The 23,574-nt window shown below is 63.2% G+C and carries 27 protein-coding genes and 1 tRNA gene; 9 read left to right on the top strand and 19 right to left on the bottom strand.

Annotated elements, in window-relative coordinates:
- The first annotated feature begins 159 nt into the window (after nucleotides 1-159).
- Both clpS and clpA read left to right on the top strand, forming a co-directional pair.
- Entirely contained in the window at nucleotides 160-522 is a 363-nt protein-coding gene (gene clpS, locus HG549_RS16535) for an ATP-dependent Clp protease adapter ClpS (protein ID WP_013973290.1), read from the top strand.
- A gap of 30 nt (nucleotides 523-552) precedes the next feature.
- The gene (gene clpA, locus HG549_RS16530; protein WP_170030564.1) at nucleotides 553-2,823 is read left to right on the top strand and encodes an ATP-dependent Clp protease ATP-binding subunit ClpA; all 2,271 of its coding nucleotides are present in this window, start codon (nucleotides 553-555) and stop codon (nucleotides 2,821-2,823) included.
- A gap of 157 nt (nucleotides 2,824-2,980) precedes the next feature.
- Here the strand turns inward: clpA and infA are convergent, their stop codons facing one another.
- From infA to aat, 3 genes are all read right to left on the bottom strand, one after another.
- Nucleotides 2,981-3,199 carry a translation initiation factor IF-1 gene (infA, locus tag HG549_RS16525; RefSeq protein WP_002553999.1) on the bottom strand — a complete coding sequence of 73 codons (219 nt, stop codon included), beginning with the start codon at nucleotides 3,197-3,199 and terminating at the stop codon, nucleotides 2,981-2,983.
- A 102-nt stretch (nucleotides 3,200-3,301) separates the two neighbouring features.
- Nucleotides 3,302-4,009, bottom strand: a complete 708-nt coding sequence (locus HG549_RS16520) for an arginyltransferase (RefSeq protein WP_170030562.1) — start codon at nucleotides 4,007-4,009, stop codon at nucleotides 3,302-3,304.
- A gap of 56 nt (nucleotides 4,010-4,065) precedes the next feature.
- Complete coding sequence (aat, locus tag HG549_RS16515; protein ID WP_170030560.1) at nucleotides 4,066-4,746, bottom strand: leucyl/phenylalanyl-tRNA--protein transferase; 681 nt, start codon at nucleotides 4,744-4,746, stop codon at nucleotides 4,066-4,068.
- A gap of 445 nt (nucleotides 4,747-5,191) precedes the next feature.
- Between aat and HG549_RS16510 the strand changes: the two genes are divergently transcribed.
- The 6 genes from HG549_RS16510 to cysG all read left to right on the top strand — a co-directional run bounded on the left by HG549_RS16510 (nucleotide 5,192) and on the right by cysG (nucleotide 12,804).
- Nucleotides 5,192-7,705 carry a DNA translocase FtsK gene (locus HG549_RS16510; RefSeq protein WP_170030558.1) on the top strand — a complete coding sequence of 838 codons (2,514 nt, stop codon included), beginning with the start codon at nucleotides 5,192-5,194 and terminating at the stop codon, nucleotides 7,703-7,705.
- Between the two features lie 63 nt (nucleotides 7,706-7,768).
- A complete protein-coding gene (lolA, locus tag HG549_RS16505; RefSeq protein ID WP_170030555.1) occupies nucleotides 7,769-8,392 on the top strand; it encodes an outer membrane lipoprotein chaperone LolA in 624 nt (207 codons plus the stop codon).
- Between the two features lie 12 nt (nucleotides 8,393-8,404).
- Complete coding sequence (locus HG549_RS16500; protein ID WP_170030553.1) at nucleotides 8,405-9,730, top strand: replication-associated recombination protein A; 1,326 nt, start codon at nucleotides 8,405-8,407, stop codon at nucleotides 9,728-9,730.
- Complete coding sequence (gene crcB, locus HG549_RS16495; protein ID WP_170030551.1) at nucleotides 9,727-10,101, top strand: fluoride efflux transporter CrcB; 375 nt, start codon at nucleotides 9,727-9,729, stop codon at nucleotides 10,099-10,101. Before HG549_RS16500 ends, crcB begins: the two co-directional genes overlap by 4 nt.
- Before the next feature lie 30 nt (nucleotides 10,102-10,131).
- Nucleotides 10,132-11,412, top strand: a complete 1,281-nt coding sequence (serS, locus tag HG549_RS16490) for a serine--tRNA ligase (protein ID WP_170030549.1) — start codon at nucleotides 10,132-10,134, stop codon at nucleotides 11,410-11,412.
- Nucleotides 11,413-12,804 (top strand): siroheme synthase CysG, encoded by a 1,392-nt coding sequence (gene cysG / locus HG549_RS16485; protein ID WP_170030547.1) that lies wholly within the window; start codon nucleotides 11,413-11,415, stop codon nucleotides 12,802-12,804. It begins immediately after the preceding gene.
- Between the two features lie 136 nt (nucleotides 12,805-12,940).
- Here cysG and HG549_RS16480 read toward each other — a convergent pair whose 3' ends face one another.
- The 8 genes from HG549_RS16480 to HG549_RS16445 form a co-directional block, all read right to left on the bottom strand.
- Nucleotides 12,941-13,900 carry a glutathione S-transferase family protein gene (locus HG549_RS16480; RefSeq protein ID WP_170030545.1) on the bottom strand — a complete coding sequence of 320 codons (960 nt, stop codon included), beginning with the start codon at nucleotides 13,898-13,900 and terminating at the stop codon, nucleotides 12,941-12,943.
- A gap of 94 nt (nucleotides 13,901-13,994) precedes the next feature.
- Nucleotides 13,995-14,996, bottom strand: coding sequence for a glycosyl transferase family protein (locus HG549_RS16475; RefSeq protein WP_170030544.1), 1,002 nt, complete (start codon nucleotides 14,994-14,996; stop codon nucleotides 13,995-13,997).
- Nucleotides 14,993-15,328, bottom strand: coding sequence for a TusE/DsrC/DsvC family sulfur relay protein (locus tag HG549_RS16470; RefSeq protein WP_170030543.1), 336 nt, complete (start codon nucleotides 15,326-15,328; stop codon nucleotides 14,993-14,995). The genes HG549_RS16475 and HG549_RS16470 overlap by 4 nt, the downstream gene beginning before the upstream one ends.
- Nucleotides 15,325-15,621 carry a sulfurtransferase complex subunit TusB gene (gene tusB, locus HG549_RS16465; RefSeq protein WP_170030542.1) on the bottom strand — a complete coding sequence of 99 codons (297 nt, stop codon included), beginning with the start codon at nucleotides 15,619-15,621 and terminating at the stop codon, nucleotides 15,325-15,327. The genes HG549_RS16470 and tusB overlap by 4 nt, the downstream gene beginning before the upstream one ends.
- A complete protein-coding gene (gene tusC, locus HG549_RS16460) occupies nucleotides 15,621-15,980 on the bottom strand; it encodes a sulfurtransferase complex subunit TusC (RefSeq protein WP_170030541.1) in 360 nt (119 codons plus the stop codon). Before tusC ends, tusB begins: the two co-directional genes overlap by 1 nt.
- A 1-nt stretch (nucleotide 15,981) precedes the next feature.
- Nucleotides 15,982-16,374, bottom strand: coding sequence for a sulfurtransferase complex subunit TusD (gene tusD, locus HG549_RS16455; RefSeq protein WP_170030540.1), 393 nt, complete (start codon nucleotides 16,372-16,374; stop codon nucleotides 15,982-15,984).
- A gap of 254 nt (nucleotides 16,375-16,628) precedes the next feature.
- Nucleotides 16,629-18,008 carry a nucleobase:cation symporter-2 family protein gene (locus HG549_RS16450; protein WP_170030539.1) on the bottom strand — a complete coding sequence of 460 codons (1,380 nt, stop codon included), beginning with the start codon at nucleotides 18,006-18,008 and terminating at the stop codon, nucleotides 16,629-16,631.
- 172 nt (nucleotides 18,009-18,180) lie between these two features.
- A complete protein-coding gene (locus HG549_RS16445; protein ID WP_003251184.1) occupies nucleotides 18,181-18,852 on the bottom strand; it encodes a Bax inhibitor-1/YccA family protein in 672 nt (223 codons plus the stop codon).
- Between the two features lie 133 nt (nucleotides 18,853-18,985).
- On the opposite strand from HG549_RS16445, the gene HG549_RS16440 reads away from it, so the two are divergent.
- Nucleotides 18,986-19,073: transfer RNA gene (locus HG549_RS16440), tRNA-Ser, on the top strand.
- Nucleotides 19,074-19,183: 110 nt separating this feature from the next.
- Here HG549_RS16440 and HG549_RS16435 read toward each other — a convergent pair.
- From HG549_RS16435 to HG549_RS26045, 8 genes are read right to left on the bottom strand one after another with little or no spacing between them, the layout of a single operon-like run.
- The gene (locus HG549_RS16435) at nucleotides 19,184-20,245 is read right to left on the bottom strand and encodes a tyrosine-type recombinase/integrase (protein ID WP_170030538.1); all 1,062 of its coding nucleotides are present in this window, start codon (nucleotides 20,243-20,245) and stop codon (nucleotides 19,184-19,186) included.
- A 1-nt stretch (nucleotide 20,246) separates the two neighbouring features.
- Nucleotides 20,247-20,492 carry a DUF4224 domain-containing protein gene (locus HG549_RS16430; protein ID WP_170030537.1) on the bottom strand — a complete coding sequence of 82 codons (246 nt, stop codon included), beginning with the start codon at nucleotides 20,490-20,492 and terminating at the stop codon, nucleotides 20,247-20,249.
- 39 nt (nucleotides 20,493-20,531) lie between these two features.
- Nucleotides 20,532-21,008: a hypothetical protein gene (locus HG549_RS16425; RefSeq protein ID WP_170030536.1), complete on the bottom strand. Its 477-nt coding sequence runs from the start codon at nucleotides 21,006-21,008 to the stop codon at nucleotides 20,532-20,534.
- Between the two features lie 51 nt (nucleotides 21,009-21,059).
- A complete protein-coding gene (locus HG549_RS16420) occupies nucleotides 21,060-21,833 on the bottom strand; it encodes a site-specific DNA-methyltransferase (protein WP_170030535.1) in 774 nt (257 codons plus the stop codon).
- Between the two features lie 43 nt (nucleotides 21,834-21,876).
- Nucleotides 21,877-22,293 (bottom strand): phage protein NinX family protein, encoded by a 417-nt coding sequence (locus HG549_RS16415; RefSeq protein WP_170030534.1) that lies wholly within the window; start codon nucleotides 22,291-22,293, stop codon nucleotides 21,877-21,879.
- Nucleotides 22,290-22,598 (bottom strand): hypothetical protein, encoded by a 309-nt coding sequence (locus HG549_RS16410; RefSeq protein WP_170030533.1) that lies wholly within the window; start codon nucleotides 22,596-22,598, stop codon nucleotides 22,290-22,292. Before HG549_RS16410 ends, HG549_RS16415 begins: the two co-directional genes overlap by 4 nt.
- Nucleotides 22,595-22,846, bottom strand: a complete 252-nt coding sequence (locus HG549_RS16405) for a hypothetical protein (protein WP_170030532.1) — start codon at nucleotides 22,844-22,846, stop codon at nucleotides 22,595-22,597. Before HG549_RS16405 ends, HG549_RS16410 begins: the two co-directional genes overlap by 4 nt.
- Nucleotides 22,843-23,337: a hypothetical protein gene (locus tag HG549_RS26045; protein WP_256665933.1), complete on the bottom strand. Its 495-nt coding sequence runs from the start codon at nucleotides 23,335-23,337 to the stop codon at nucleotides 22,843-22,845. Before HG549_RS26045 ends, HG549_RS16405 begins: the two co-directional genes overlap by 4 nt.
- Nucleotides 23,338-23,574 lie beyond the last annotated feature (237 nt).

Raw genomic sequence — 23,574 nt, 5'->3', positions numbered from 1 at the left:
AAATCTGGTTGACTGCGCGGATCTTTATCGACCACGGTGGGTTCTTATTGTTTGTAACACCGTTTTGCCGTTAGTCAAGGTCACGCGGCGCGTGCTCCGGTGGCGGCTTTTGCAGTCAACCCACAACCTTAACCTGTCGCTCATGATGAAATTCTTTCCATGCATGCACCTAGTGAGATTCGACTAACATTCAATCAGGATCGCCCGCAATCGAATGAGGACGACGGCTCAGGTCTTGCGGTTCAGGAAGCCAAGCCGATCCTGCAGGCGCCACCGATGTACAAGGTGGTTTTGTTCAACGATGACTACACGCCGATGGATTTCGTCGTCGAAGTGCTCGAGACGTTCTTCAATCTGAACCGCGAGCTGGCGACCAAGATCATGCTGACCGTCCATACCGAAGGGCGGGCAGTGTGCGGATTGTTTACCCGTGACATCGCCGAAACAAAGGCTATGCAGGTCAACCAATACGCCAGGGAAAGCCAGCATCCGCTACTCTGTGAAATCGAGAAGGACGGTTAAAAGCCGACCACTTGGGTATGAGGTGAAGCTATGTTAAACCGCGAGCTCGAAGTCACCCTCAATCTTGCCTTCAAGGAGGCCCGTTCGAAGCGTCATGAGTTCATGACCGTCGAGCATCTGCTGCTGGCACTCCTTGACAATGAGGCTGCCGCGACCGTTCTGCGCGCCTGTGGCGCCAATCTCGACAAGCTCAAGCACGACCTGCAAGAGTTCATCGATTCCACCACCCCACTGATTCCGGTCAACGACGAAGACCGCGAAACCCAGCCGACCCTGGGCTTCCAGCGCGTGCTGCAGCGTGCCGTGTTCCACGTGCAAAGCTCCGGCAAGCGTGAAGTCACCGGCGCCAACGTGCTGGTAGCGATCTTCAGCGAACAGGAAAGCCAGGCCGTGTTCCTGCTCAAGCAGCAGAGCGTGGCCCGCATCGACGTGGTCAACTACATCGCCCACGGCATCTCCAAGGTGCCGGGCCATGGTTCGCATTCCGAAAACGACCAGGAAATGCAGGACGATGAAGGCGGCGATACCGCTTCTTCGAGCAACCCGCTGGATGCCTATGCCAGCAACCTGAACGAGCTGGCCCGTGCCGGCCGTATCGACCCGCTGGTCGGTCGCGAGCAGGAAGTGGAGCGCGTGGCGCAGATCCTGGCGCGCCGGCGCAAGAACAACCCGCTGCTGGTGGGGGAAGCCGGCGTGGGCAAGACTGCCATCGCCGAAGGCCTGGCCAAGCGTATCGTCGATGGCCAGGTGCCCGACCTGCTGGCGCAGAGCGTGGTGTATTCCCTCGACCTGGGCGCGCTGCTGGCCGGTACCAAGTACCGTGGCGACTTCGAGAAGCGCTTCAAGGCGCTGCTCGGCGAGCTGCGCAAGCGCCCGCAGGCGATCCTGTTCATCGACGAGATCCACACCATCATCGGTGCCGGTGCGGCATCGGGCGGGGTGATGGATGCCTCCAACCTGCTCAAGCCGCTGCTGTCGTCGGGCGAAATCCGCTGCATCGGCTCGACCACGTTCCAGGAATTCCGCGGCATCTTCGAGAAGGACCGCGCCCTGGCGCGGCGCTTCCAGAAGGTCGATGTCAGCGAGCCATCGGTGGAAGATACCGTAGGCATCCTGCGTGGCCTGAAAGGGCGCTTCGAAAGCCACCACAACATCGAGTACAGCGACGAAGCCCTGCGCGCCGCCGCCGAACTGGCGTCGCGCTATATCAATGACCGGCACATGCCGGACAAGGCCATCGACGTCATCGACGAAGCCGGTGCCTACCAGCGCCTGCAACCGGAAGCCAACCGGGTCAAGCGTATCGACGTGCCGCAGGTCGAGGACATCGTCGCCAAGATCGCGCGGATTCCGCCAAAACACGTCACCAGTTCCGACAAGGAGCTGCTGCGCAACCTCGAGCGCGACCTGAAACTGACCGTGTTCGGCCAGGATGCGGCCATCGATTCGCTGGCCACCGCCATCAAGCTGTCGCGCGCAGGCCTCAAGTCGCCAGACAAGCCGGTCGGTTCGTTCCTGTTCGCCGGCCCGACCGGCGTCGGCAAGACCGAAGCAGCGCGGCAACTGGCCAAGGCACTGGGCGTGGAGCTGGTGCGCTTCGATATGTCCGAATACATGGAGCGCCACACCGTGTCGCGCCTGATCGGTGCGCCGCCCGGTTATGTTGGCTTCGACCAGGGTGGTTTGCTGACCGAGGCAATCACCAAGCAACCGCACTGCGTATTGCTGCTCGACGAAATCGAGAAGGCCCACCCGGAAGTCTTCAACCTGCTGCTGCAGGTGATGGACCACGGTACCCTGACCGACAACAACGGGCGCAAGGCCGACTTCCGTAACGTGATCCTGATCATGACCACCAACGCCGGTGCCGAAACGGCCGCGCGGGCCTCGATTGGCTTCACTCACCAGGACCACGCGTCCGATGCCATGGAAGTCATCCGCAAGAGCTTCACGCCGGAGTTCCGCAACCGCCTGGACACCATCATCCAGTTCGGCCGCCTGAGCCACGAGACGATCAAGAGCATCGTCGACAAGTTCCTTATCGAACTGCAGGCGCAGCTGGAAGACAAGCGGGTGCTGCTGGAAGTCAGCGATGCCGCGCGCGGCTGGCTGGCGGCCTCGGGCTACGACGTGCAGATGGGCGCGCGGCCGATGGCGCGGCTGATCCAGGACAAGATCAAGCGGCCATTGGCCGAGGAGATCCTGTTTGGCGAGCTGGCCGAGCATGGCGGCGTGGTGCACGTCGACCTGCGCGATGGCGAACTGGTGTTCGACTTCGAAACCACGGCTGAGGTGGCTTGAACCGCTGGGGCCGCTTTGCGGTCCATCGCGGCTGAAGCCGCTCCTGCGGGAGGTTGCGATTCGCCTGTAGGAGCGGCTTCAGCCGCGATGGCCGCGACGCGGTTTCGATAGGCACAAAAAAGCCCGGCACATGGCCGGGCTTTTTCATGGCTTGAGCTTAGCGCGCACGGTAGGTGATGCGGCCCTTGCTCAGGTCGTACGGCGTCAGTTCGACGCGGACCTTGTCGCCAGTCAGAATACGGATGTAGTTCTTGCGCATCTTTCCGGAGATGTGCGCGGTTACGACGTGCCCGTTTTCCAACTCCACGCGGAACATGGTGTTGGGCAGGGTGTCGACGACAGTACCTTCCATTTCGAAGCTGTCTTCTTTCGACATGCAGTAGAGCCCTCGGATCCAGTGTTGGCCCGACGCATAACCGCACCGGGCAAAAAAGTGGCGTGGATTATGCCCGAAAATTGTGTGTCAAGCCAATGCCTTTCAGTTGAGGGTGACCCAGCGTTGGTTGATCAGCAGTTCGATGGGCCGATATTGCGTCTTGTAGTTCATTTTCTTGCAGTTCTTGATCCAGTAGCCCAGATACACCGCCTCCAGGTCCTGGCGCAGGGCTTCGGTGATCTGCCAGAGGATGGCGAAGCGGCCCAGGCTGCGGCGTTCTTCTTCCGGCTCGTAGAAGGTGTACACCGCCGACAGGCCGTTGGGCAGCAGGTCGCACACGGCCACCGCCATCAGGCGGCCTTCCAGGCGGAATTCGTAGAACCAGCAGAACGGCAGGTCGCGTACCAGAAACGTGGAAAACTGGTCGCGGCTGGGCGGGTACATGTCCCCGTCGGCATGGCGCGTTTCGATATAGCGCCGGTACAGGTCGAAGTACTCTTCCTTGAACGCCGGGCGTGCCGCGGTCACGGTCAGGTCGGCGTTGCGCTTGAGGATGCGGCGTTGCTGGCGGTTGGGAATGAAGCGCGCCGCGGGGATGCGTGCCGGTACGCAGGCATTGCAGTTCTGGCAATGCGGGCGGTACAGGTGGTCGCCACTGCGACGAAAGCCCATCTCCGACAAATCGGCGTACACGTGCACGTCCATCGGCTGGCTGGGGTCGAGGAACAGCGTGGTGGCCTGTTCGTCGGGCAGGTAGCTGCAGGAGTGGGGTTGAGTGGCATAGAACTTCAACCGCGCCAACTCTGTCATGATCAACCCCCTCGGTGAGACTTTGTTTTAAGTGTATGCCAGCTATGGGAACTCGCCTAGGGAACCCAGGTAGCGCTGTTGGGCTGGTCGAGGTGGCGTGCCAGGTAGCCGGCGAACTCGGCGCGGCTGATGGCCTGGGCGCCCAGGCTGTGCAGGTGGTTGGTCGGCATCTGGCAATCGATGAGGACGAAGCCGGCCTGGCGCAGGTGGTTGACCAAGGTCACGAAGCCGACCTTGGAAGCATTGTCGGCGCGGCTGAACATCGACTCGCCGAAGAACAGCTGGCCCATGGCCAGGCCGTACAGGCCGCCGACCAGTTCGCCGTCCTGGCGCACTTCCACCGAATGGGCGATGCCGCGCCGGTGCAGTTCGCAGTAGGCAGCGCGCATGGTGTCGGTGATCCAAGTGCCATCGGCGTAGTCGCGGGGGGCGGCGCAGGCGGCGATCACGGCGGCGAAGTCGGTGTCGAAGCTGACCTGGAAGCGGCCCTGGCGCAGCAGCTTGGCCAGCGACCGCGATACGTGCAGCTGGTGCGGAAACAGTACCGTGCGCGGGTCGGGTGACCACCAGAGGATTGGCTGGCCGTCCTGGTACCAGGGGAAGCAGCCATGACGATAAGCCTGCACCAGGCGCTCGGGGCTCAGGTCGCCGCCGGCGGCCAGCAGGCCGTTGGGCTCGTGCAGGGCTTTTTCCAGGGGTGGGAAGGTCAGCGAGTCGCGGGTCAGCCAGGTGAGCATGGTCTATCGTGCGGTGGGGGAGGGGAGCAGGCAGCATGGCTTGGGTGGCAAGCAGGGTCAATCTCTTTGGCTTCTTCGCGGGCACGCCCGCTCCCACAGGAACCCAGCAGCCATCACGGTTTGCACCTGGCTGGTGGTAAGGGGCATGGCCACGAAATGGCCGGCACAGGCGATGAAAAAAGGCAATTTCCTACACATTCATCCAAGCACAGGCACCATCCGCTACATTTGCTGTCACACCTGTGCAAAAACACAGCATAAGCCTTTGTCACAGAAGACAATGCGTGGTCAAATTGCAGCTATGTGAAAGTCGTCCCCGGCCAAGCCCCCATGCGGCGCCCCGCCATGGCGGCCGGCGGGCAGTAATGTTAAAAGTAGTGGTTCATTGGCCGCACCGCCGGCCGATCACTATTGGACGCGCAGCACGCGCAGGAATAGACGCGTTTTGAAGAAATCCACCGCAACCCCAGCTCCCTTGCCCGTGCCCCTGTGGCGGCAGCAGCTGCATTATCGCCTCAAGGAAGGTGCGCTGATCGCTGTCGGCGCCCTGTGCCTGTACCTGTGGATGGCGCTGCTCACCTACGACACGTCGGACCCGGGCTTCAGCCACACCAGCAACGTCGACCAGGTGCAGAACGCCGCCGGGCGTGCCGGTGCCTACTTCGCCGACATCCTGTTCATGGTGCTGGGCTACTTCGCCTATATCTTCCCGTTGCTGCTGGCGATCAAGACCTGGCAGATCTTCCGCGAACGCCACCAGCCCTGGGACTGGAGCGGCTGGTTGTTCTCCTGGCGGCTGATCGGCCTGGTGTTCCTGGTGCTGTCCGGTGCGGCGCTGGCGCATATCCATTTCCACCCGCCGGCGAGCATGCCGTTCTCGGCCGGTGGTGCGCTGGGCGAGAGCCTGGGGGACCTGGCGCGCAACCTGCTGAACGTGCAAGGCAGCACGTTGATGTTCATTGCCCTGTTCCTGTTCGGCCTGACCGTGTTCACCGACCTGTCCTGGTTCAAGGTGATGGACCTGACCGGCAAGATCACCCTCGACCTGTTCGAGCTGATGCAAGGCGCCGCCACCCGTTGGTGGGAAGCCCGCAACGAGCGCAAGCGCCTGGAGGCGCAACTGCGCGAGGACGAACCGGTATTCAAGGCCGCACCGGTACCGGCTGCCGACAAGCACGAGCAGCCGGCACGGCCAGCGCTGCGCGAGCGCCTGTTCAAGCGTGAGGAAGCCCCCGCGCAACCGGTCGAGCCACGCGAGCCTACCCTGTCGCGCGAGCCGGTGGTGGCGCGCGAGGCCATTGCAGCGCGCGAGCCGGTAGTGCCACGCGAGCCAGTGGTGCAGCGTGAACAACCCGCGGCCCCGCCGATCGTACCGCCGTCTGCCGCCAGGGCAGCGGAACCGAGCAAGCGGGTGATGAAGGAGAAGCAGGCGCCGTTGTTCATCGACAGCGCCGTGGAAGGCACCTTGCCGTCCATCTCCATCCTCGACCCGGCCGAGCAGAAGAAGATCGAGTATTCGCCAGAATCGCTCGCCGGTGTCGGCCAGCTGCTGGAGATCAAGCTCAAGGAATTCGGCGTGGAGGTGACGGTGGACTCGATCCACCCGGGCCCGGTGATCACCCGCTACGAGATCCAGCCGGCCGCGGGCGTGAAGGTCAGCCGCATCGCCAACCTGGCCAAGGACCTGGCGCGTTCGCTGGCCGTGACCAGCGTGCGGGTGGTCGAGGTCATCCCCGGCAAGACCACCGTGGGTATCGAGATCCCCAACGAAAACCGGCAGATGGTGCGCTTCTCCGAAGTGCTGGCCACGCCGCAGTACGACGAGCAGAAGTCGCCGGTCACCCTGGCCCTGGGCCACGACATCGGTGGCAAGCCGGTGATCACCGACCTGGCCAAGATGCCGCACCTGCTGGTGGCCGGTACTACCGGTTCCGGTAAGTCGGTGGGGGTGAACGCGATGATCCTGTCGATCCTGTTCAAGTCCAGCCCGGAAGACGCGCGGCTGATCATGATCGACCCGAAGATGCTCGAACTGTCGATCTACGAAGGCATCCCGCACCTGCTGTGCCCGGTGGTCACCGACATGAAGGACGCCGCCAACGCCCTGCGCTGGAGCGTGGCCGAGATGGAACGGCGCTACAAGCTGATGGCGGCCATGGGCGTGCGTAACCTGGCCGGCTTCAACCGCAAGATCAAGGACGCCCAGGAAACCGGCGAAATCATCCATGACCCGCTGTACCGTCGCGAGAGCATGGACGACGAGCCGCCGGCACTGAAGACCCTGCCGACCATCGTGGTCATCGTCGACGAGTTCGCCGACATGATGATGATCGTCGGCAAGAAGGTCGAAGAGCTGATCGCCCGTATCGCGCAGAAGGCGCGTGCGGCCGGTATCCACCTGATCCTCGCCACCCAGCGCCCCTCGGTGGACGTGATCACCGGCCTGATCAAGGCCAACATCCCGACCCGCATGGCGTTCCAGGTGTCGAGCAAGATCGACTCGCGGACCATCATCGACCAGGGCGGCGCCGAACAGCTGCTGGGCCATGGTGACATGCTGTACATGCCGCCAGGCACCAGCCTGCCGATCCGGGTGCACGGCGCGTTCGTCTCCGACGACGAGGTACACCGTGTGGTGGAGGCGTGGAAGCTGCGCGGCGCCCCGGACTACAACGACGACATCCTCAACGGCGTCGAGGAGGCCGGCAGTGGCTTCGATGGCGGCAGCGGCGGTGGTGGCGACGGCGATGATTCGGAAAGCGACGCCCTGTATGATGAGGCCGTGCAGTTCGTGCTGGAAAGCCGCCGAGCCTCCATTTCGGCCGTGCAACGCAAACTGAAGATTGGCTACAACCGCGCGGCGCGCATGATCGAAGCCATGGAAATGGCTGGCGTGGTCACCCCCATGAACAGCAACGGCTCGCGGGAAGTGATAGCCCCGGGCGGCCCGCGCGACTGATGAACACCTTGCCGGGCGCCAACGGTGGTGCCCGGTCTATTTCAATGCTCGATGAGGATTCCCATGCGCGCGATTCGCATGCTGTTGGTTTCTGCCCTGACCCTGGGCACGGTTACCGCCTATGCCGGTGAGCAAGATGTACAACGCCTGACCCAACTGCTGGAGAAGTCGCAGACCATCGAGGCCAACTTTTCCCAGCTGACCCTGGACGCCGGTGGCACCAGCTTGCAGGAAACTTCCGGCAAGATGACGGTCAAGCGCCCGGGCCTGTTCTACTGGCACACCGATGCCCCGCAGGAGCAGGTGGTAGTCTCCGACGGCAAGAACGTCACCCTGTGGGACCCGGACCTGGAGCAGGCCACCATCAAGAAGCTCGACGTGCGCCTGAACCAGACCCCGGCGCTGCTGCTGTCCGGTGATGTGTCGAAGATCAGCCAGAGCTTCGATATCACCTCGAAGGAGCAGGGTGAAGTGATGGACTTCACCCTCAAGCCGAAGACCAAGGACACCCTGTTCGACTCGCTGCGCGTGTCGTTCCGCAAAGGCCTGATCAACGACATGCAGCTGATCGACAGCGTCGGCCAGCGTACCAATATCCTGTTCAATGGCGTCAAGGCCAACCAGGCGGTGCCGGACAGCAAGTTCAAGTTCGATATCCCGCAAGGCGCGGATGTCATCAAGGAGTAACCAGAGCCCGCCATGGACCTGTTTCGAAGCGAACCCGTCGCCCAGCCCCTGGCCGCCCGCCTGCGCCCGTCCAACCTGGACGAGTACGTCGGCCAGGAGCACCTGCTGGCGCGCGGCAAACCGCTGCGCGAAGCGCTGGAGCAGGGTGCGCTGCATTCGATGATCTTCTGGGGGCCGCCAGGGGTGGGCAAGACCACCCTGGCGCGGTTGCTGGCGCAGTTCTGCGATGCGCACTTCGAAACGGTGTCGGCGGTGCTGGCCGGGGTCAAGGAGATTCGCCAGGCGGTCGAGGTGGCCAAGCAGCAGGCAGGCCAGTATGGCCGGCGGACCATCCTGTTCGTCGACGAAGTGCACCGCTTCAACAAGTCGCAGCAGGACGCCTTCCTGCCGTACGTGGAAGACGGCACCCTGCTGTTCATTGGCGCTACTACCGAAAACCCGTCGTTCGAGCTGAACAACGCACTGCTGTCACGGGCGCGGGTGTACGTGCTCAAGAGCCTGGACGAGGCGGCGCTGCGCAAGCTGGTCAACCGCGCCCTGAGCGAGGAGCGCGGCCTGGGCAAGCGCAACCTGCGGGTTGGCGAGGACGCCTTCAAGATGTTGATGGCCGCTGCCGATGGCGATGGCCGGCGCATGCTCAACTTCCTGGAGAACGCCTCGGACCTGGCCGAGGATGGCGGCGAAATCGGCGTCGAGCTGCTGCAAAGCCTGCTCGGCGACAGCCGCCGGCGCTTCGACAAGGGCGGCGAAGCGTTCTACGACCAGATTTCCGCTTTGCACAAATCGGTGCGCGGCTCCAACCCGGACGCCGCGCTGTACTGGTTCGCGCGCATGCTCGACGGTGGCTGCGACCCGCTGTACATCGCCCGCCGGGTGGTGCGCATGGCCAGCGAAGACATCGGCAACGCCGACCCGCGCGCGCTCAGCCTGTGCCTGGCGGCGTGGGACGTGCAGGAGCGCCTGGGCAGCCCCGAGGGCGAGCTGGCGGTGGCCCAGGCCATCACCTATATCGCCTGCGCACCGAAGAGCAACGCGGTGTACATGGGCTTCAAGGCCGCCCTGCGCGAGGCCGCCGAGCATGGTTCGCTGGAAGTGCCGCTGCACCTGCGCAACGCCCCGACCAAACTGATGAAGCAACTGGGCTACGGCGACGAGTACCGCTATGCCCATGACGAGCCCGACGCCTACGCCGCTGGCGAGGATTACTTCCCCGAAGCGCTCGAACCGCGCCAGTACTACCAGCCGGTGCCGCGTGGCCTGGAACTGAAGATTGGCGAGAAGCTGCGCCACCTGGCCGACCTTGACCGCAGCAGCCCCAGACAGCGGAGAAAACCGTGATTGCATTGATTGCCGCCGTCAGCGCGGGCGGTATTGCCGGTACCTTGTTGCGCTTCGCCACCTCCAACTGGGTGGTTGCCCACTGGCCACGGCAGTTCTATCTCGGTACGCTGGCGGTCAACCTGGTTGGCTGCCTGCTGATCGGCCTGCTGTATGGCCTGTTCCTGCACAAGCCGATGGTGCCGATCGAGCTGCGCGCCGGGCTGATCGTCGGCTTTCTGGGCGGCCTGACGACGTTTTCCTCCTTGTCGCTGGATACCGTACGCCTGCTGGAAAGCGGGCAAGTACCGCTGGCGCTGGGCTATACCGCTATCAGCGTGGTGGGCGGGCTGCTCGCGACCTGGGCTGGCCTGTCCCTGACCCGATTCTGAACCAACACCTACACATAACGAGAGAACGATATGCTCGATTCCAAACTGTTACGCGGCCAACTTCAGGAAGTGGCGGATCGCCTGGCCTCCCGTGGCTTCAGCCTGGATGTCGCGCGCATCGAATCACTGGAAGAGCGCCGCAAGGCGGTGCAGACCCGCACCGAGCAGCTGCAGGCCGAGCGTAATGCCCGTTCCAAGTCCATCGGCCAGGCCAAGGCCAAGGGCGAAGACATTGCGCCGCTGATGGCCGACGTCGAGCGCATGGCCAACGAACTGGCGGCCGGCAAGGCCGAGCTGGATGGCATCCAGGCCGAACTGGACGGCATCCTGCTGACCATCCCCAACCTGCCGGACGCCAGCGTACCGGTCGGTGCCAGCGAAGACGACAACGTCGAAGTGCGCCGCTGGGGCACGCCAAGAAGCTTCGACTTCGCCATCAAGGACCACGTCGCCCTCGGCGAAATCAGCGGTGGCCTGGACTTCGAAGCTGCCGCCAAACTGTCTGGCGCCCGCTTTGCCGTGCTGCGTGGGCCGATCGCCCGTCTGCACCGCGCGCTGGCGCAGTTCATGATCAACCTGCACACCGCTGAGCACGGTTACGAGGAGCACTACACCCCGTACCTGGTGCAGGCCCCGGCCCTGCAGGGCACCGGCCAGCTGCCGAAGTTCGAGGAAGACCTGTTCAAGATCAGCCGCGAAGGCGAGGCGGACTTCTACCTGATCCCGACCGCCGAAGTGTCGCTGACCAACCTGGTGGCGGGTGAGATCCTCGATGCCAAGCAGCTGCCACTGAAGCTGGTGGCCCACACCCCGTGCTTCCGCAGTGAAGCCGGTGCTTCCGGCCGTGACACCCGCGGCATGATCCGCCAGCACCAGTTCGACAAGGTCGAGATGGTGCAGGTCGTCGAACCGTCCAAGTCGATGGAAGCCCTGGAAGGCCTGACCGCCAACGCCGAGCGCGTACTGCAGCTGCTGGAGCTGCCGTACCGTGTGCTGGCGCTGTGCACCGGCGACATGGGCTTTGGCGCGGTGAAGACCTACGACCTGGAAGTGTGGGTACCAAGCCAGGACAAGTACCGTGAAATCAGCTCGTGCTCCAACTGCGGCGATTTCCAGGCGCGCCGCATGCAGGCCCGCTGGCGCAACCCGGAAACCGGCAAGCCAGAGCTGGTGCACACCCTCAACGGCTCCGGCCTGGCGGTGGGGCGGACCTTGGTCGCGGTGCTGGAAAACTACCAGCAGGCGGACGGTTCGATCCGTGTACCGGAGGTGCTGAAACCGTACATGGGCGGCGTCGAGGTCATCCGCTAAATGGATTACCTGCCGCTGTTCCACAAGCTGCAGGGCGGCCGCGTGCTGGTCGTCGGCGGCGGTGAGATCGCCCTGCGCAAGGCGCGCCTGCTGGCCGATGCCGGTGCCGCGCTGCGCGTGGTGGCGCCGGAGGTCGACGGCCAACTGGCCGCGCTGGCCCGGGAAGGTGGCGGCGAGGTGCTGGTGCGTGGCTATCAGGCAGCCGACCTGGTCGGTTGCCGGCTGGTGATCGCGGCCACCGACGACACCGGGCTCAACGCCCAGGTGTCGGCCGATGCGCAGGCCCTCAGCCTGCCGGTCAATGTGGTCGATGCGCCGGCCTTGTGCACGGTGATCTTCCCGGCGATCGTCGACCGCTCGCCGTTGGTGATTGCAGTTTCCAGCGGCGGTGACGCGCCGGTGCTGGCGCGCTTGATTCGGGCCAAGCTCGAGGCCTGGATTCCCTCGGCCTATGGCGAGCTGGCCGGGCTGGCAGCGCGGTTCCGGCACAAGGTCAAATCCTTGTACCCGGACGTCAACCAGCGCCGCGGCTTCTGGGAAACTGTATTCCAGGGCCCGATTGCCGAACGCCAGCTGGCCGGGCAGGGCGCCGAGGCCGAGCGCCTGCTGCAGGCGATGGTGGACGGCGCGCCGGTGCAGCAGGGCGGTGAGGTGTATCTGGTGGGTGCCGGCCCGGGCGATCCGGACCTGCTGACCTTCCGGGCCTTGCGCCTGATGCAACAGGCCGACGTGGTGCTGTACGACCGCCTGGTGGCACCGGCGATCATCGACATGTGCCGGCGCGATGCCGAGCGTATCTATGTGGGCAAGCGCCGTGCCGAGCATGCCGTGCCGCAGGACCAGATCAACCGCCTGCTGGTCGACCTGGCCCGGCAGGGCAAGCGGGTATTGCGCCTGAAGGGCGGCGACCCGTTCATTTTCGGGCGCGGTGGCGAAGAGATCGAAGAGCTGGCCGAGCAGGGCATCCCGTTCCAGGTGGTGCCGGGCATTACCGCGGCCAGTGGCTGTTCCGCCTATGGCGGGATTCCGCTGACTCACCGTGATTATGCGCAGTCGGTGCGCTTCGTGACCGGGCACCTGAAGGATGGTACCAGCAACCTGCCTTGGGACGACCTGGTGGCACCGGCGCAGACCCTGGTGTTCTACATGGGCCTGGTCGGTTTGCCGACCATCTGTGCCGAGCTGATTCGCCATGGCCGCGCGGCCAGTACCCCGGCAGCGCTGGTGCAGCAGGGGACCACGCGTAACCAGCGGGTGTTCACCGGCACCCTGGCAGATCTACCGGACTTGGTGGCGCGGCATGAAGTGCATGCGCCGACCCTGGTGATTGTCGGGGAAGTGGTGCAGTTGCGTGACAAGCTGGCCTGGTTCGAAGGTTCGCAGAACAGCTGAAATCGCTGGGGCCACCTTGCGGCCCATCGCGACACAAGGCCGCTCCTACGCGGATACCGCGCGGCTCCCGAGCTGGGCGGTGCCCCTGTAGGAGCGGCCTTGTGTCGCGATGGGCTGCAAAGCAGCCCCGAATGCCTTAATCCTGCCAGATCCCTTCGCCCGGCAACCGCTCGCGATCATGCGGCAGGCTGAAGTCCTGCAGCGGCCCCTTGGGCACGATCCCGTTCGGGTTGATGGTCTTGTGGCTCATGTAATAGTGCTTCTGGATATGCTCCATGTTCACCGTGCCCGCCACCCCCGGCCACTGGTACAGCTCGCGCAGCCAGTTTGACAGGTTGTGGTAATCACTCAGGCGCCGCAGGTTGCATTTGAAGTGGCCGTGGTACACCGCATCGAAGCGCACCAGGGTGGTAAACAGGCGCACATCGGCTTCGGTCAGGTACTCGCCTGCCAGGTAGCGGTTGCGGCTGAGCAGGTCTTCCAGGTAGTCCAGTTCGTTGAATACCTCGTCGAACGCCGTTTCGTAGGCCTCTTGCGTGGTGGCGAAGCCTGCGCGGTATACGCCGTTGTTCACCGCCGGGTAGATACGCTCGTTCAGTGCCTCGATGGCCGGGCGCAGCGGCGCAGGGTAGAGGTCCAGCGTATTGCCGGTCAGCTCGTTGAACGCGCTGTTGAAGATGCGGATGATCTCCGACGATTCGTTGTTGACGATGCGCTTGGCTTGCTTGTCCCACAGCACCGGTACTGTCACGCGGCCGGTGTAGTGTGGATCATCCTGGGTATAGCGTTGGTGCAGGTACTGCAAGGCGTCGAGGTGGTCACCGGAGGAGCCTTGCTGCTGATCGAAGGTCCAGCCATGGTCCTGCATCAGCCAGCTGACCACCGATACATCGATCAGTGGTTCCAGGCCCTTGAGGGCGCGGACGATCAAGGTGCGGTGTGCCCAGGGGCAGGCCAGCGAGACATACAGGTGGTAACGGCCGGCTTCGGGGGCGGGCAGCGAGTTGCGGCGCTGGGCATTTTCACGCTTGAACGTACCGTCCTTGCCGTTTTCATACCACTGGTCATGCCAGCGGCCATCGATCAAAAGGCCCATGGTGAGCTCCTGGAACAAAGTGATTTGTCGTTGGAGCCCAGTCTAGGCCAAATCGTTCGAAAAAATAGCGCAAAGATCCGGGGGTTATAATCGATTAGATCGATTGGTTTCGCGCTTGCCAATAGCCTTGGGCTGTTGCGAACGCCTCTTCGCGGCCCTGGCCCAAGCCGCGAAGGGCCAGGGCCATGGTGGCGATGACGGCCTTCTCGCCATAGCTGTCTTCGACCTCGCCACGCCAGAAGGCCAGCAGATGCTCGGCTTGCAGGCTGGGCGGCTTGACGTGACGGCGCTCGCTCAGCGCTGGCCATTCTTCATCCCAGGCCTCGCCTGCCGTGGTGCCGTAAAGGTGGCTGATGACATCGGGGTTGACCTCGATCTCGCCACCATCGCCCTTGATCACCAGGGCATGGTCACCCAGCAGTCGGCTGGCCTCGCGGTGGACTGCCTGGTAACCGGGGTGGAAGATGCTCTGCAGGCCACAGCGCGCGCCCAGCGGGTTGAGGACCCGGGCCAGCGAGTGGATCGGTGAGCGCAGGCCCAGGGTATTGCGCAGGTCGATCATACGCTGCAGCTGCGGTGCCCAATCCTGCAACGGGAAGAACGCCAGCTGATGCTGGTCGAGTGCCTCGGCAACGGCTGCCCAATTGCGGCACAGCGGGATCTGCAAGAGGTCGAGCAGTTGCTCGGTATACATGCGCCCGGCGGTATGTGCGCCGCCGCCATGCATCAAGATGCGCACACCCTTGCTGGCCAGGCACTTGGCGGCCAGCAGGTACCATGGCAGATGGCGCTTCTTGCCGGCATAGGTGGGCCAGTCCAGGTCCACGGCGATGCGCGGGGCCTGCAGGTGCGCGCGCAGCGCCTCGGTGAAGCCGGCCAGTTCCTCTGCGCTTTCCTCCTTGTGCCGCAGCAGCATGAGGAAGGCACCGAGCTGGGCGTCTTCGACCTTGTCTTCCAGCAGCAGGGTCATGGCCGCGCGAGCCTCTTCGCGGGTCAGGCCACGCGCGCCGCGCTTGCCTTTGCCAAGAATACGCACGAATTCGGCGAACGGGTGTTCAGCCGGGGTTTCCAGGGTGAGTGGGCGTGGCTGGGTCATATGCAGTTGGTCGGTTTGGGCAGGCCCGCCAGCTTGGCGGCGAGTTTGGCGGGAGTGCCATTGAACAGGCGGTTCAGGTGCGGGCTGTTGCCCTTGTCCGGGCCCAGCTTGAGCGCGGTGTACTTGATCAGCGGGCGGGTAGCCGGAGACAGCTGGTATTCCTGGTAGAACTGGCGCAGCAGTTCGAGGATCTCCCAGTGATCCGCAGTCAGCGGGATGCCTTCGCGCGCCGCCAAGGCCTCGGCCGCGGCATGTGACCAGTCCTGCAGGTCGACCAGGAAGCCGTCCTTGTCCAGAGCGATCGTCTGATCGCCAACGGTGAGCGTATTCATAGCCAGCTGTTGACCTTGTCGTAATGCAGCGACAGTTCGACGAAGCCAGCGTAGTCCACGGCCTTGGCCAGTTCGCTGACGATTGCACGGGCCTGTACGTCCTCTTCCAGGGCGAACAGGCGCTGAGCCAGGCTGGCGGCTTGCAACTGGCGGTGCGGCTCGCTGCCGCTGCGCAGGGCATACACTGCGTCACCGCACAGCAGCAGGGCATCGTCGGCACCGAGCAGGCGCAGGCAACTGGCCAGGCGCTCGTCGCCAAAGGGGGAGTGGGCAATTACATGCAAGGTCGTCATCAGAGCGTTACCACCTGGTCAAAACGGGCGATCAGTGCGGCCAGGGCGGCGTTGTCGAGCACTTGCACCGGCAGCGCGAGGCGCTCGGCAGCCAGGCCGCGCCGGGCGAGGCTGTGGCTGCAGGCAAACAGTTCCTCGACACCGAACATTGGCAGTGCTTGCAGGTTGGCAGCGAGGTTCTTCTGCTGCACGGCCGCGGGCTGCTGATCCGCTGCAAGCTGGAATACCCCGTCGTCGAGGAACAGCATGCCCAGGGGCAGGTCGAACGCACCGCCGGCCAGGGCGATGTCCAGCGCCTCACGCGCCGATGGGCCGTTCCAGGGCGCCTGGCGGCTGATGATCAATAACGACTTGGCCATTTCAGTCGCCCCCGAAGCAGACAAGGCGATCGGCAACCTGCGCTGCCTCGTGCAGTTGGCCGAGCCCGGACAGCTCCCAGGGCTTGGGCAGGTTCACGGCCGGGCGCTGGTAGCGGTTGGCCTCGGCCTCGTCGAGCACACCACGGCGCAGGGCGGCGGCGATGCACACCACGGCGTCCAGCTGCTTGGTCTCGATAAAGGCACGCCACTGGCCCGCCACATCCACTTCGTCCTGGGGTGCGACCACGTTGGCTGAGGCGCTGTGCACCCCGTCCTGGTAGAAGAACAGCCGGGCAATCTCATGCCCGCCAGCCAGCACCGCCTCGGCGAAGCGCAGGGCGCGTCGCGAGGAGGGCGCATGGGCCGGGGAGAACACCGCGATAGCGAATTTCATGGGTAACTCATGCAAAAGGAATGGTGCCATGATAAAGCAAAAAAGCCCGCGCCCGCTTGTGCATGCGGGCCGGGCTTTGTGTTGCGCATGAATCGCCAGGCCCGTGCGGGCCCTTGTAGGAGCGGCCTTGCGTCGCGATAGGCTGCAAGGCAGCCCCAGCGATTTTTGCATTTACGCCGAAATACTGGGGCTGCTCTGCAGCCCATCGCGACGCAAGGCCGCTCCTACAAAAAACGTGCAAGGGTTGAGTGAACTCAAGCCTGCTCCTTGCCCTCCGGCAAGAACCAGTTCAGCACCAGCGCGCAAATCCCCCCAGTCGCCACACCCGACTCCAGCACATTGCGAATCGCTGCCGGCATGTGCGCCAGGAACTCCGGCACCTGTGCCACGCCCAGGCCCAGGGCCAGCGATACCGCGATGATCAGCAGGGCACGACGATCCAGCCGAGTGCTGGCCAGGATATTGATACCCGACGCCGCAACTGCACCGAACATGACCATGGCCGCACCACCCAGTACTGGCTCCGGCACTGCCTGGATCACCCCGGCAACGCTCGGGAACAGGCCCAGCAGCACCAGCATCAGGGCGATCCAGATACCGATATGGCGGCTGGCAATACCCGTCAGCTGAATCACGCCATTGTTCTGCGCAAAGATCGAGCTCGGGAAGGTGTTGAACAAGCCAGCCAGCAGCGAGTTGGCCCCGTTGACCAGCACGCCGCCCTTGATCCGCTGCATCCACAGCGGCCCTTCGACCGGCTGGCGCGATACCTTGCTGGTGGCGGTAACGTCGCCGATGGCTTCCAGCGAGGTCACCAGGTAGATCACCAGCATCGGAATGAACAGCGCCCAGGAGAAGCCCAGGCCAAAGTGCAGCGGCATCGGTACCTGGAACAGCGCGGCCTCATGCATGCCGGTGAAGTCGAGGCGGCCCAGGTAGCCCGCCAGCGCATAGCCGACCGCCAGGGCGATGACGATGGCACAGCTGCGCATCCACACCACCGGGATGCGGTTGAGGACGACGATGATCGCCAGCACCACGCCCGACAGCAGCAGGTTCTCGCCGTTGGCGAACGTACCGTTGGCCATGGCGCCAAAACCACCCCCCATGCTGATCAGGCCGACCTTGATCAGGGTCAGGCCGATCATCAGCACGACGATACCGGTCACCAGCGGGGTGATCAGGCGTTTGACGAACGGCAGGATGCGCGACACGCCCATCTCGACGAACGAGCCGGCGATGACTACGCCAAAGATGGCGGCCATTACCCCTTCCACCGGCGTGCCTTGCTTGACCATCAGCGCGCCGCCGGCAATCAGCGGGCCGACGAAGTTGAAGCTGGTGCCCTGCACGATCAGCAGCCCGGCACCGAACGGCCCGAAGCGCTTGCACTGGACAAAGGTGGCGATGCCGGAGATCACCAGCGACATCGACACGATCAGGTTGGTATCCCGCGCAGAAACGCCCAGTGCCTGGCAAATCAGCAGGCCCGGGGTGACGATCGGCACGATGATCGCCAGCAGGTGCTGCAGGGCTGCCAGCAGGCCGATCAACAGCCGTGGCCGGTCCTCCAGACCAAGCACCAGTTCATTGGCAGGCGCCGCTGCGCCTGGGCTGTGTTCGTGTGAGCTCATGGCTGAAAGCTGCCCCGGTGAAAAAAGGAGCGCATTCTACGGGGTGCCGGTGGATTGGGGTAGAGAAAAGCATGATAAGAGCGTCTTTGCCGGTGTTCGCGGCTCATTGCCGCGATCAATCTGTAGGCCCAAAAAAAAGCCCGCCGAAGCGGGCTTTTTCTGGCGCACTCAATCAGTCGTCACGACCCATGATGCCAAACAGTTGCAGCAGGCTGACGAACAGGTTGTAGATCGATACATACAGGCTGATGGTCGCCATGATGTAGTTACGTTCGCCGCCGTGAATGATCGCGCTGGTCTGGAACAGGATGCACACCGACGAGAACAGCACGAAGCCGGCGCTGATCGCCAGTTGCAGGCCGCTGATCTGGAAGAAGAAGCTGGCCACGACAGCCCCCAGCAGAACGAAGAAGCCTGCGGTGATGAAACCGCTGAGGAAGCTCATGTCCTTGCGGGTGATCAGCACATAGGCCGAGAGGCCACCGAACACCAGCGCGGTCATGGCGAATGCCGAGCTGACCACTTCGGCGCCACCGGCCATGCCCAGGTAACGGTTGAGGATAGGGCCGAGGATGAAGCCCATGAAGCCGGTGAGGGCGAAGGTGGACACCAGGCCCCAGGCGGAATCACGCAGTTTGTTGGTGAGGAAGAACAACCCGTAGAAGCCGATCAGCACCACGAACACGTTCGGGTAGCCGACGCGCATCTGCTGGGCCACGAAGGCCATGACACCGCTGAAGGCGAGGGTAAGCGCCAGCAGGCTGTACGTGTTGCGCAGGACCTTGCTGATCTCCTGCTGCTCGACCTGCTGGCCGTGGTGTACGGCGTAATCCTGTTCGCGCATGGCGACACTCCTTGATGAACCTGTGGTTTCGAACGTTCAGATGTCTGGAGTCTACCAGAGCTCCCGCAACCCGCGACACAGAGAGTTTGACAGCTTGTTTCATTACGGTATGATGGCGGCCGCAAAACGAGCTGGAAGCGTGGCCGAGTGGTTTAAGGCAACGGTCTTGAAAACCGTCGATGGGCAACTATCCTAGAGTTCGAATCTCTACGCTTCCGCCATATTCAAAGCCCTGAGTCTTCAGGGCTTTTTGCATTTTTGGGGCATAGAAAAACGACCCATGGGAACACCCTTGGGAATGGTTTATTTCGGAAGCGCTTCCGATACTTTCTTACTTGGTCGGTTTCGCCAGGGCCCCAACTCGGCGATATACCCGCTCGGTTATGTCGCCCTTGGTGTGGCCCAAAAGCAGGCTCGCGTGGTCGACATCAACGATTTCGGATGCTGCTTTCGGGCGGATGTCACGGAACTGGAATTGGCTAATACGGCCAGCCAGCACCTGGTCGCCTGCGGCTACCGCTTCTTTTACAGCTTCCTCCCGGGCATCGTCCCAGCGATGGCGAAGCATGGCGGCCGTGACGCGCTTTCCTGACTCGGTCAGCAGGAGATACGGCGAGCCGTGCGGTGCGTTCCGCTCCAGTATCTTCCGGATCAAGGCGCCCAGGCCGCTTTCAACCCCATCCACCTCAAGCATGATCCTCAGCTTCTTGTGGGTCTTCTTCTGCTTCACGCCGAGGGCCTTATCCTCGATGTCATCCCTTCTCATCACCAGTACGTCCGCCGGACGCTGGCCCGTCAGATACGCCAGGTCCATGGCGTCCTTCAGCTCGCCCACCGCTTTCGCGTAAACCGCGTTCCAGATTGCATCGTTCGCGTAGAAGTCTCGGGGCACTTCTTTGTTCTTCCGTACGCCCTGGCAGGGGTTCTCTTTGGTGGTTAGCCCCCATTCCCGCGCCATGTTGTAGACGTGCGATAGGAGGGCGATCTCCCTATTTGCGCGCACAGGCGCTGACCGTGCATCTCGGTACTGGGCGACAAGCGCTGGCGTAATTGCCTCGATGGGAGCTTTGTCGAAAAACGGTCGCAACTGCCGGAGTTCTGCCAGGTTGTCTTTCTGTGTGCGCTCGCCCTTCTTGGGGATAATGTCGCGCTCATAGCGATCAAAGATTGCCCCCATCAGCAGCAAGTCGCGCGGTTTTTCCCGGGCCTCCAGCTCTGCCCATTTCATCCGGGCCAGACTGAGGTCCGTGCCCAAGGCGATTTCCTTGCCGTCCTTGTCGCGGTAGTAGTAGCTGATCCACGCCTTGTTCGGGTTCTTCTTGCTCTTGCTGGTGCGCTTGCGTCGGTACACGCCCGGCGGTAAATCCCTGTTCTCTGTGCTACGGGGGCGCATATCACCTCACCTTTGAAAAATCTGGCGTCCACGCTGGTGCGGGTGGCGGGGGCGGCGGTGCCAGCGGCACTACCTCAAGGATTACGCCCAACTTGATGCGGGCATACTGACGGCCTACCAGGGGCCGGCCGCCGCGGCTCTCGACGAAGTGCCAGCCGCGCTCGTTGAGCCAGCGGCGCTGCCAGCCCCTGGCCTTGTAGCCGGTCAGGTCGGCCAGCTCTTCGTCCGAAAGAATCTCGGTTTCCATGGGATGGTCTCCACGCCGCCGGTGGCGGCAGGTTGGTGGTCAGGCGCGGTGCAGCCGGATCAAGGCCCGGGCATGCTCCAAGGAGGCCAGGTGTTCTTCCTTGGCGCCGATCTGGTCATTGGCGTCTGGGGTGGTCACGGTGACCAGGTGTTCAAGGGCCGCCAACAGCTCTTCCTGTGCCTCGCCTTCAGCCCGGCCAATCTCCCAGAAGCGCTGCCCCCAGTGGCCAGCTGGCGGAGGGTTGTTGTTCTGCTTTCCGGCCACCATTGAGCCCACGGCTACATCGCAGATCCCGCGCTTGTAGGCGTTATCGCCGTCGAGGCTGAGGCCTCCGCGCCGGCGCAACGTGTTCACGACCTCATCGACGTCGAGGCCGCTGTCCTTCAGGACGATATCCAGCTCTGGCTCGCCTGCCGTGTAGATCACCAGCGCCAATTTGGCGCCTGGCTGCAGGTTCTCGCTGATTATCACCAGCGCATCGTTGGCGACCTGGTGGAATCGGTTGGTTGCGGACATAGGAAATCCTCGCCCGCGCATGTCGGCGGGCTTGAGTAGTTGGGGGAAGGGTTAGGCCCGCGCTTCGAAGAGTTCGATCTGCGCCGCCGGGGTGTCGCGGATGGTGATTGCCTGAGCAATGCGCTGCTGGGCGGTACCGAAATGTGCCTCGTCTTGCTCGATGCCAATGAAGCGGCGGCCTAACTGGATGCAGGCAACGCCGGTCGTGCCGCTGCCCATGGTGTTATCAAGCACCACCTGGTCGGGGTTGGTGTAGGTGGCGATCAAGAAGCGCATCCAGCTGACAGGCTTCTGCGTCGGGTGAAAGTTGGCCGTCTGCTTATCGCTCGAGAAGAACTGCACCGAGCGCGGGTACCGGTCCGTCGAATCGTACTCGGTGAGCGACAAGGCCTTGCCGTAGCACTCCGAGTTGACCGTTTTCCGCTTGGCCGTGCGCCGCTCGTGCCCGGTGGTCATTTGCGGGTTGTACACCGGCTGGCGCCGGTAGAAGACCTGGGCGCTTTCCTGGGCCCGCAATGGCTGCTTCTTTGCATTTAGGAAGCCTGTCGCGTTGCCTTTCTCCCAAATCCACTCGTAGCGGTAGTCGCGGGGGTTGCTGGCGACCACCAGCGAGCTGAACGGCTGGGCCGCGCAGAGCACAATGGCCGCCTCCGGCTTTGCGATTCTCAAGTACTGCTCCCACATGGGGGCGAAAGGGATAACCACATCCCAGGCGCACTGGGTGGTGCCGTAGGGCAGGTCAGCTAGCACAAGGTCGACGCTGGCATCTGGGATCGACCTCATCACCTCCAGGCAATCGCCCTGGTACAGGCTGACTTCATTCATCGCGGCCCCCTTGCGATCAGGTAGGCCATGTAGGCGAGGGCGATCATGGCATCAGCTCCTTCGGCACCTGGACTGTATCGCCAAGCTTGTGGTTGACGAGGCCCCGGCAGAACGCGATCAGGGCCGTGGGGCCGTAGCACCAGACACCGCTGCCGGCCGGTCCGCCGGCGTAACACTGATCCGCTGGCAGCCCGGGGATGTGCTGCGTGGTGCCGTGATACTTGTCGATCAGCAACCCGCCCTGGCCCCAGTCGGTGGATGGTGACCATGACTCTTCACCGCGCTCGCCATCATTGAGCCAAAGCGTGAGATCATCATCATTGAGCGACACGCTTCCGTCTGGCGGAAATTGCCCGCCCTCTGGGTAAATCAGGACGCCACCGCACTCAGCAATTGCGATTGCCCAGTCCAGCGCGGCGCCGGCCAGGTTGGATACCCTCACTTCGATCAGGTCGGTCATGGCGCTACCTGCTTGGTCTTGGCCGCTCTGGCGCGCTCGATGTTGCCGAACTTGCTCTTGCGCTGGATATCCTTGAAATTGCGGCAACCGGACATGAACAGGGTGGAAGTCAGGTCTTTACGGCTCCGGCCGACTTCCATTATCCCTTTCACACCGTGGCGGCAGAGCACATAGGCACTCTTGTATTCGCCGCTGCGCATCATGGTTGTGTAGAACGCCAGGCGCATTGCCAGGCGCCAACTGTCGCTGTCGTCAGACGGGCGCATGCGGCGGGTGTAAAGCTGACCTTTACGATACTTGCTCACAGCTCATACCTCTCATCAATCCAGCGCCCAGGCGCCAGAGCGGGTGTAGGTTCGGGTTGGGTTTCGTGCGGGGAGAGCTGGCGCTCGTTGCCGGCCTGCAGCTGGCGGTCGGGGATGCAGCTGATGCCGACCCCATTCAGCAGGTAGCAGGTGACGCCGCGCTTGCTGTCGTGCTGCACGTCGATGACGTTCTCGGTTGCGCTGGCGCCGCTGGCCAACAGCAGGAGGCAGAGGGCGAGGCGGGTCATTTGCGCAGGCCTTCGTCAGGATCAAAGCCGAAGCGCCGGCACAGCGCGTGTGCCACGCCAGAGCCGCAGCAGAAGGCGTCCTTCATTAGCACCCACCGTGGCTGCTTCATCCTGGTGGTACCGCTCACCATGCGCACCGCGGTGCGGAGCAGATCGTCTTCGGTGAATTCGCAGCCAGAAAGCGTGATGGTGCGGCTCTTCCCGTTCAGGTGCTCGAGCGCAGCTCTGAACTGCTCGATGTACTCTTCTTGGGTGGATCCCCACCGGTTAACCAGGCACTCATCATCAACAGGGAAACCTTCATCCTCTGGCTCGTCCGAAGGCGTGCCGGGCACCATCAGGAACTCGCTTTCTACCGCCTGGAGAAGGTCAGAGAAGCGTTTTGTATTCCGGACGTTGACCTCTAGGACACTGATTGGATGCGAGTGGTGGAGGCCGAAAATATCGTAGATTCGCGCCAGGTCTGGATGCAGTTGGCTTTCTTCAGGCATGACTTCGTCCTTAGCCGCCATATCGCGGCAGCTGATTGAAGTGGATGGTGTAGGATGAATGTGAGCAGGATGCTAACCGCCGTTTGGCGCCCAGTAGGTGCCAGCAGACGGTGACAGGGATCAAAAAGCACCATAGTGCTGTCGCAGCACCAGTACAGGTTTGAATTCTGCTGCCTTGCGAGATGAAAAATGCCACTAGAAAAAAAGTTTGCGGCATACCAACTCCTGAGAGAGCTG

Source organism: Pseudomonas sp. SK, from assembly GCF_012975065.1.
Lineage (GTDB): Bacteria > Pseudomonadota > Gammaproteobacteria > Pseudomonadales > Pseudomonadaceae > Aquipseudomonas > Aquipseudomonas anuradhapurensis.
This window is presented reverse-complemented; position numbering and strand designations above follow the sequence as displayed.

Coding starts and splice junctions, on each gene's coding strand:
- aat (WP_170030560.1), bottom strand. CDS start 4,746: ATGCTCACCTGGCTGACCCGCGACTCGCTGACCTTCCCACCCCTGGAA.
- clpS (WP_013973290.1), top strand. CDS start 160: ATGCATGCACCTAGTGAGATTCGACTAACATTCAATCAGGATCGCCCG.
- HG549_RS16430 (WP_170030537.1), bottom strand. CDS start 20,492: ATGGAAACCGAGATTCTTTCGGACGAAGAGCTGGCCGACCTGACCGGC.
- HG549_RS16450 (WP_170030539.1), bottom strand. CDS start 18,008: ATGAGCTCACACGAACACAGCCCAGGCGCAGCGGCGCCTGCCAATGAA.
- tusB (WP_170030542.1), bottom strand. CDS start 15,621: ATGACGACCTTGCATGTAATTGCCCACTCCCCCTTTGGCGACGAGCGC.
- tusD (WP_170030540.1), bottom strand. CDS start 16,374: ATGAAATTCGCTATCGCGGTGTTCTCCCCGGCCCATGCGCCCTCCTCG.
- HG549_RS16425 (WP_170030536.1), bottom strand. CDS start 21,008: ATGTCCGCAACCAACCGATTCCACCAGGTCGCCAACGATGCGCTGGTG.
- HG549_RS16435 (WP_170030538.1), bottom strand. CDS start 20,245: ATGCGCCCCCGTAGCACAGAGAACAGGGATTTACCGCCGGGCGTGTAC.
- infA (WP_002553999.1), bottom strand. CDS start 3,199: ATGTCGAAAGAAGACAGCTTCGAAATGGAAGGTACTGTCGTCGACACC.
- cysG (WP_170030547.1), top strand. CDS start 11,413: ATGGATTACCTGCCGCTGTTCCACAAGCTGCAGGGCGGCCGCGTGCTG.
- tusC (WP_170030541.1), bottom strand. CDS start 15,980: ATGGCCAAGTCGTTATTGATCATCAGCCGCCAGGCGCCCTGGAACGGC.
- HG549_RS16420 (WP_170030535.1), bottom strand. CDS start 21,833: ATGAATGAAGTCAGCCTGTACCAGGGCGATTGCCTGGAGGTGATGAGG.
- HG549_RS16470 (WP_170030543.1), bottom strand. CDS start 15,328: ATGAATACGCTCACCGTTGGCGATCAGACGATCGCTCTGGACAAGGAC.
- HG549_RS16500 (WP_170030553.1), top strand. CDS start 8,405: ATGGACCTGTTTCGAAGCGAACCCGTCGCCCAGCCCCTGGCCGCCCGC.
- HG549_RS16520 (WP_170030562.1), bottom strand. CDS start 4,009: ATGACAGAGTTGGCGCGGTTGAAGTTCTATGCCACTCAACCCCACTCC.
- HG549_RS16405 (WP_170030532.1), bottom strand. CDS start 22,846: ATGACCCGCCTCGCCCTCTGCCTCCTGCTGTTGGCCAGCGGCGCCAGC.
- HG549_RS26045 (WP_256665933.1), bottom strand. CDS start 23,337: ATGCCTGAAGAAAGCCAACTGCATCCAGACCTGGCGCGAATCTACGAT.
- lolA (WP_170030555.1), top strand. CDS start 7,769: ATGCGCGCGATTCGCATGCTGTTGGTTTCTGCCCTGACCCTGGGCACG.
- HG549_RS16445 (WP_003251184.1), bottom strand. CDS start 18,852: ATGCGCGAACAGGATTACGCCGTACACCACGGCCAGCAGGTCGAGCAG.
- HG549_RS16480 (WP_170030545.1), bottom strand. CDS start 13,900: ATGGGCCTTTTGATCGATGGCCGCTGGCATGACCAGTGGTATGAAAAC.
- clpA (WP_170030564.1), top strand. CDS start 553: ATGTTAAACCGCGAGCTCGAAGTCACCCTCAATCTTGCCTTCAAGGAG.
- HG549_RS16475 (WP_170030544.1), bottom strand. CDS start 14,996: ATGACCCAGCCACGCCCACTCACCCTGGAAACCCCGGCTGAACACCCG.
- HG549_RS16415 (WP_170030534.1), bottom strand. CDS start 22,293: ATGACCGACCTGATCGAAGTGAGGGTATCCAACCTGGCCGGCGCCGCG.
- serS (WP_170030549.1), top strand. CDS start 10,132: ATGCTCGATTCCAAACTGTTACGCGGCCAACTTCAGGAAGTGGCGGAT.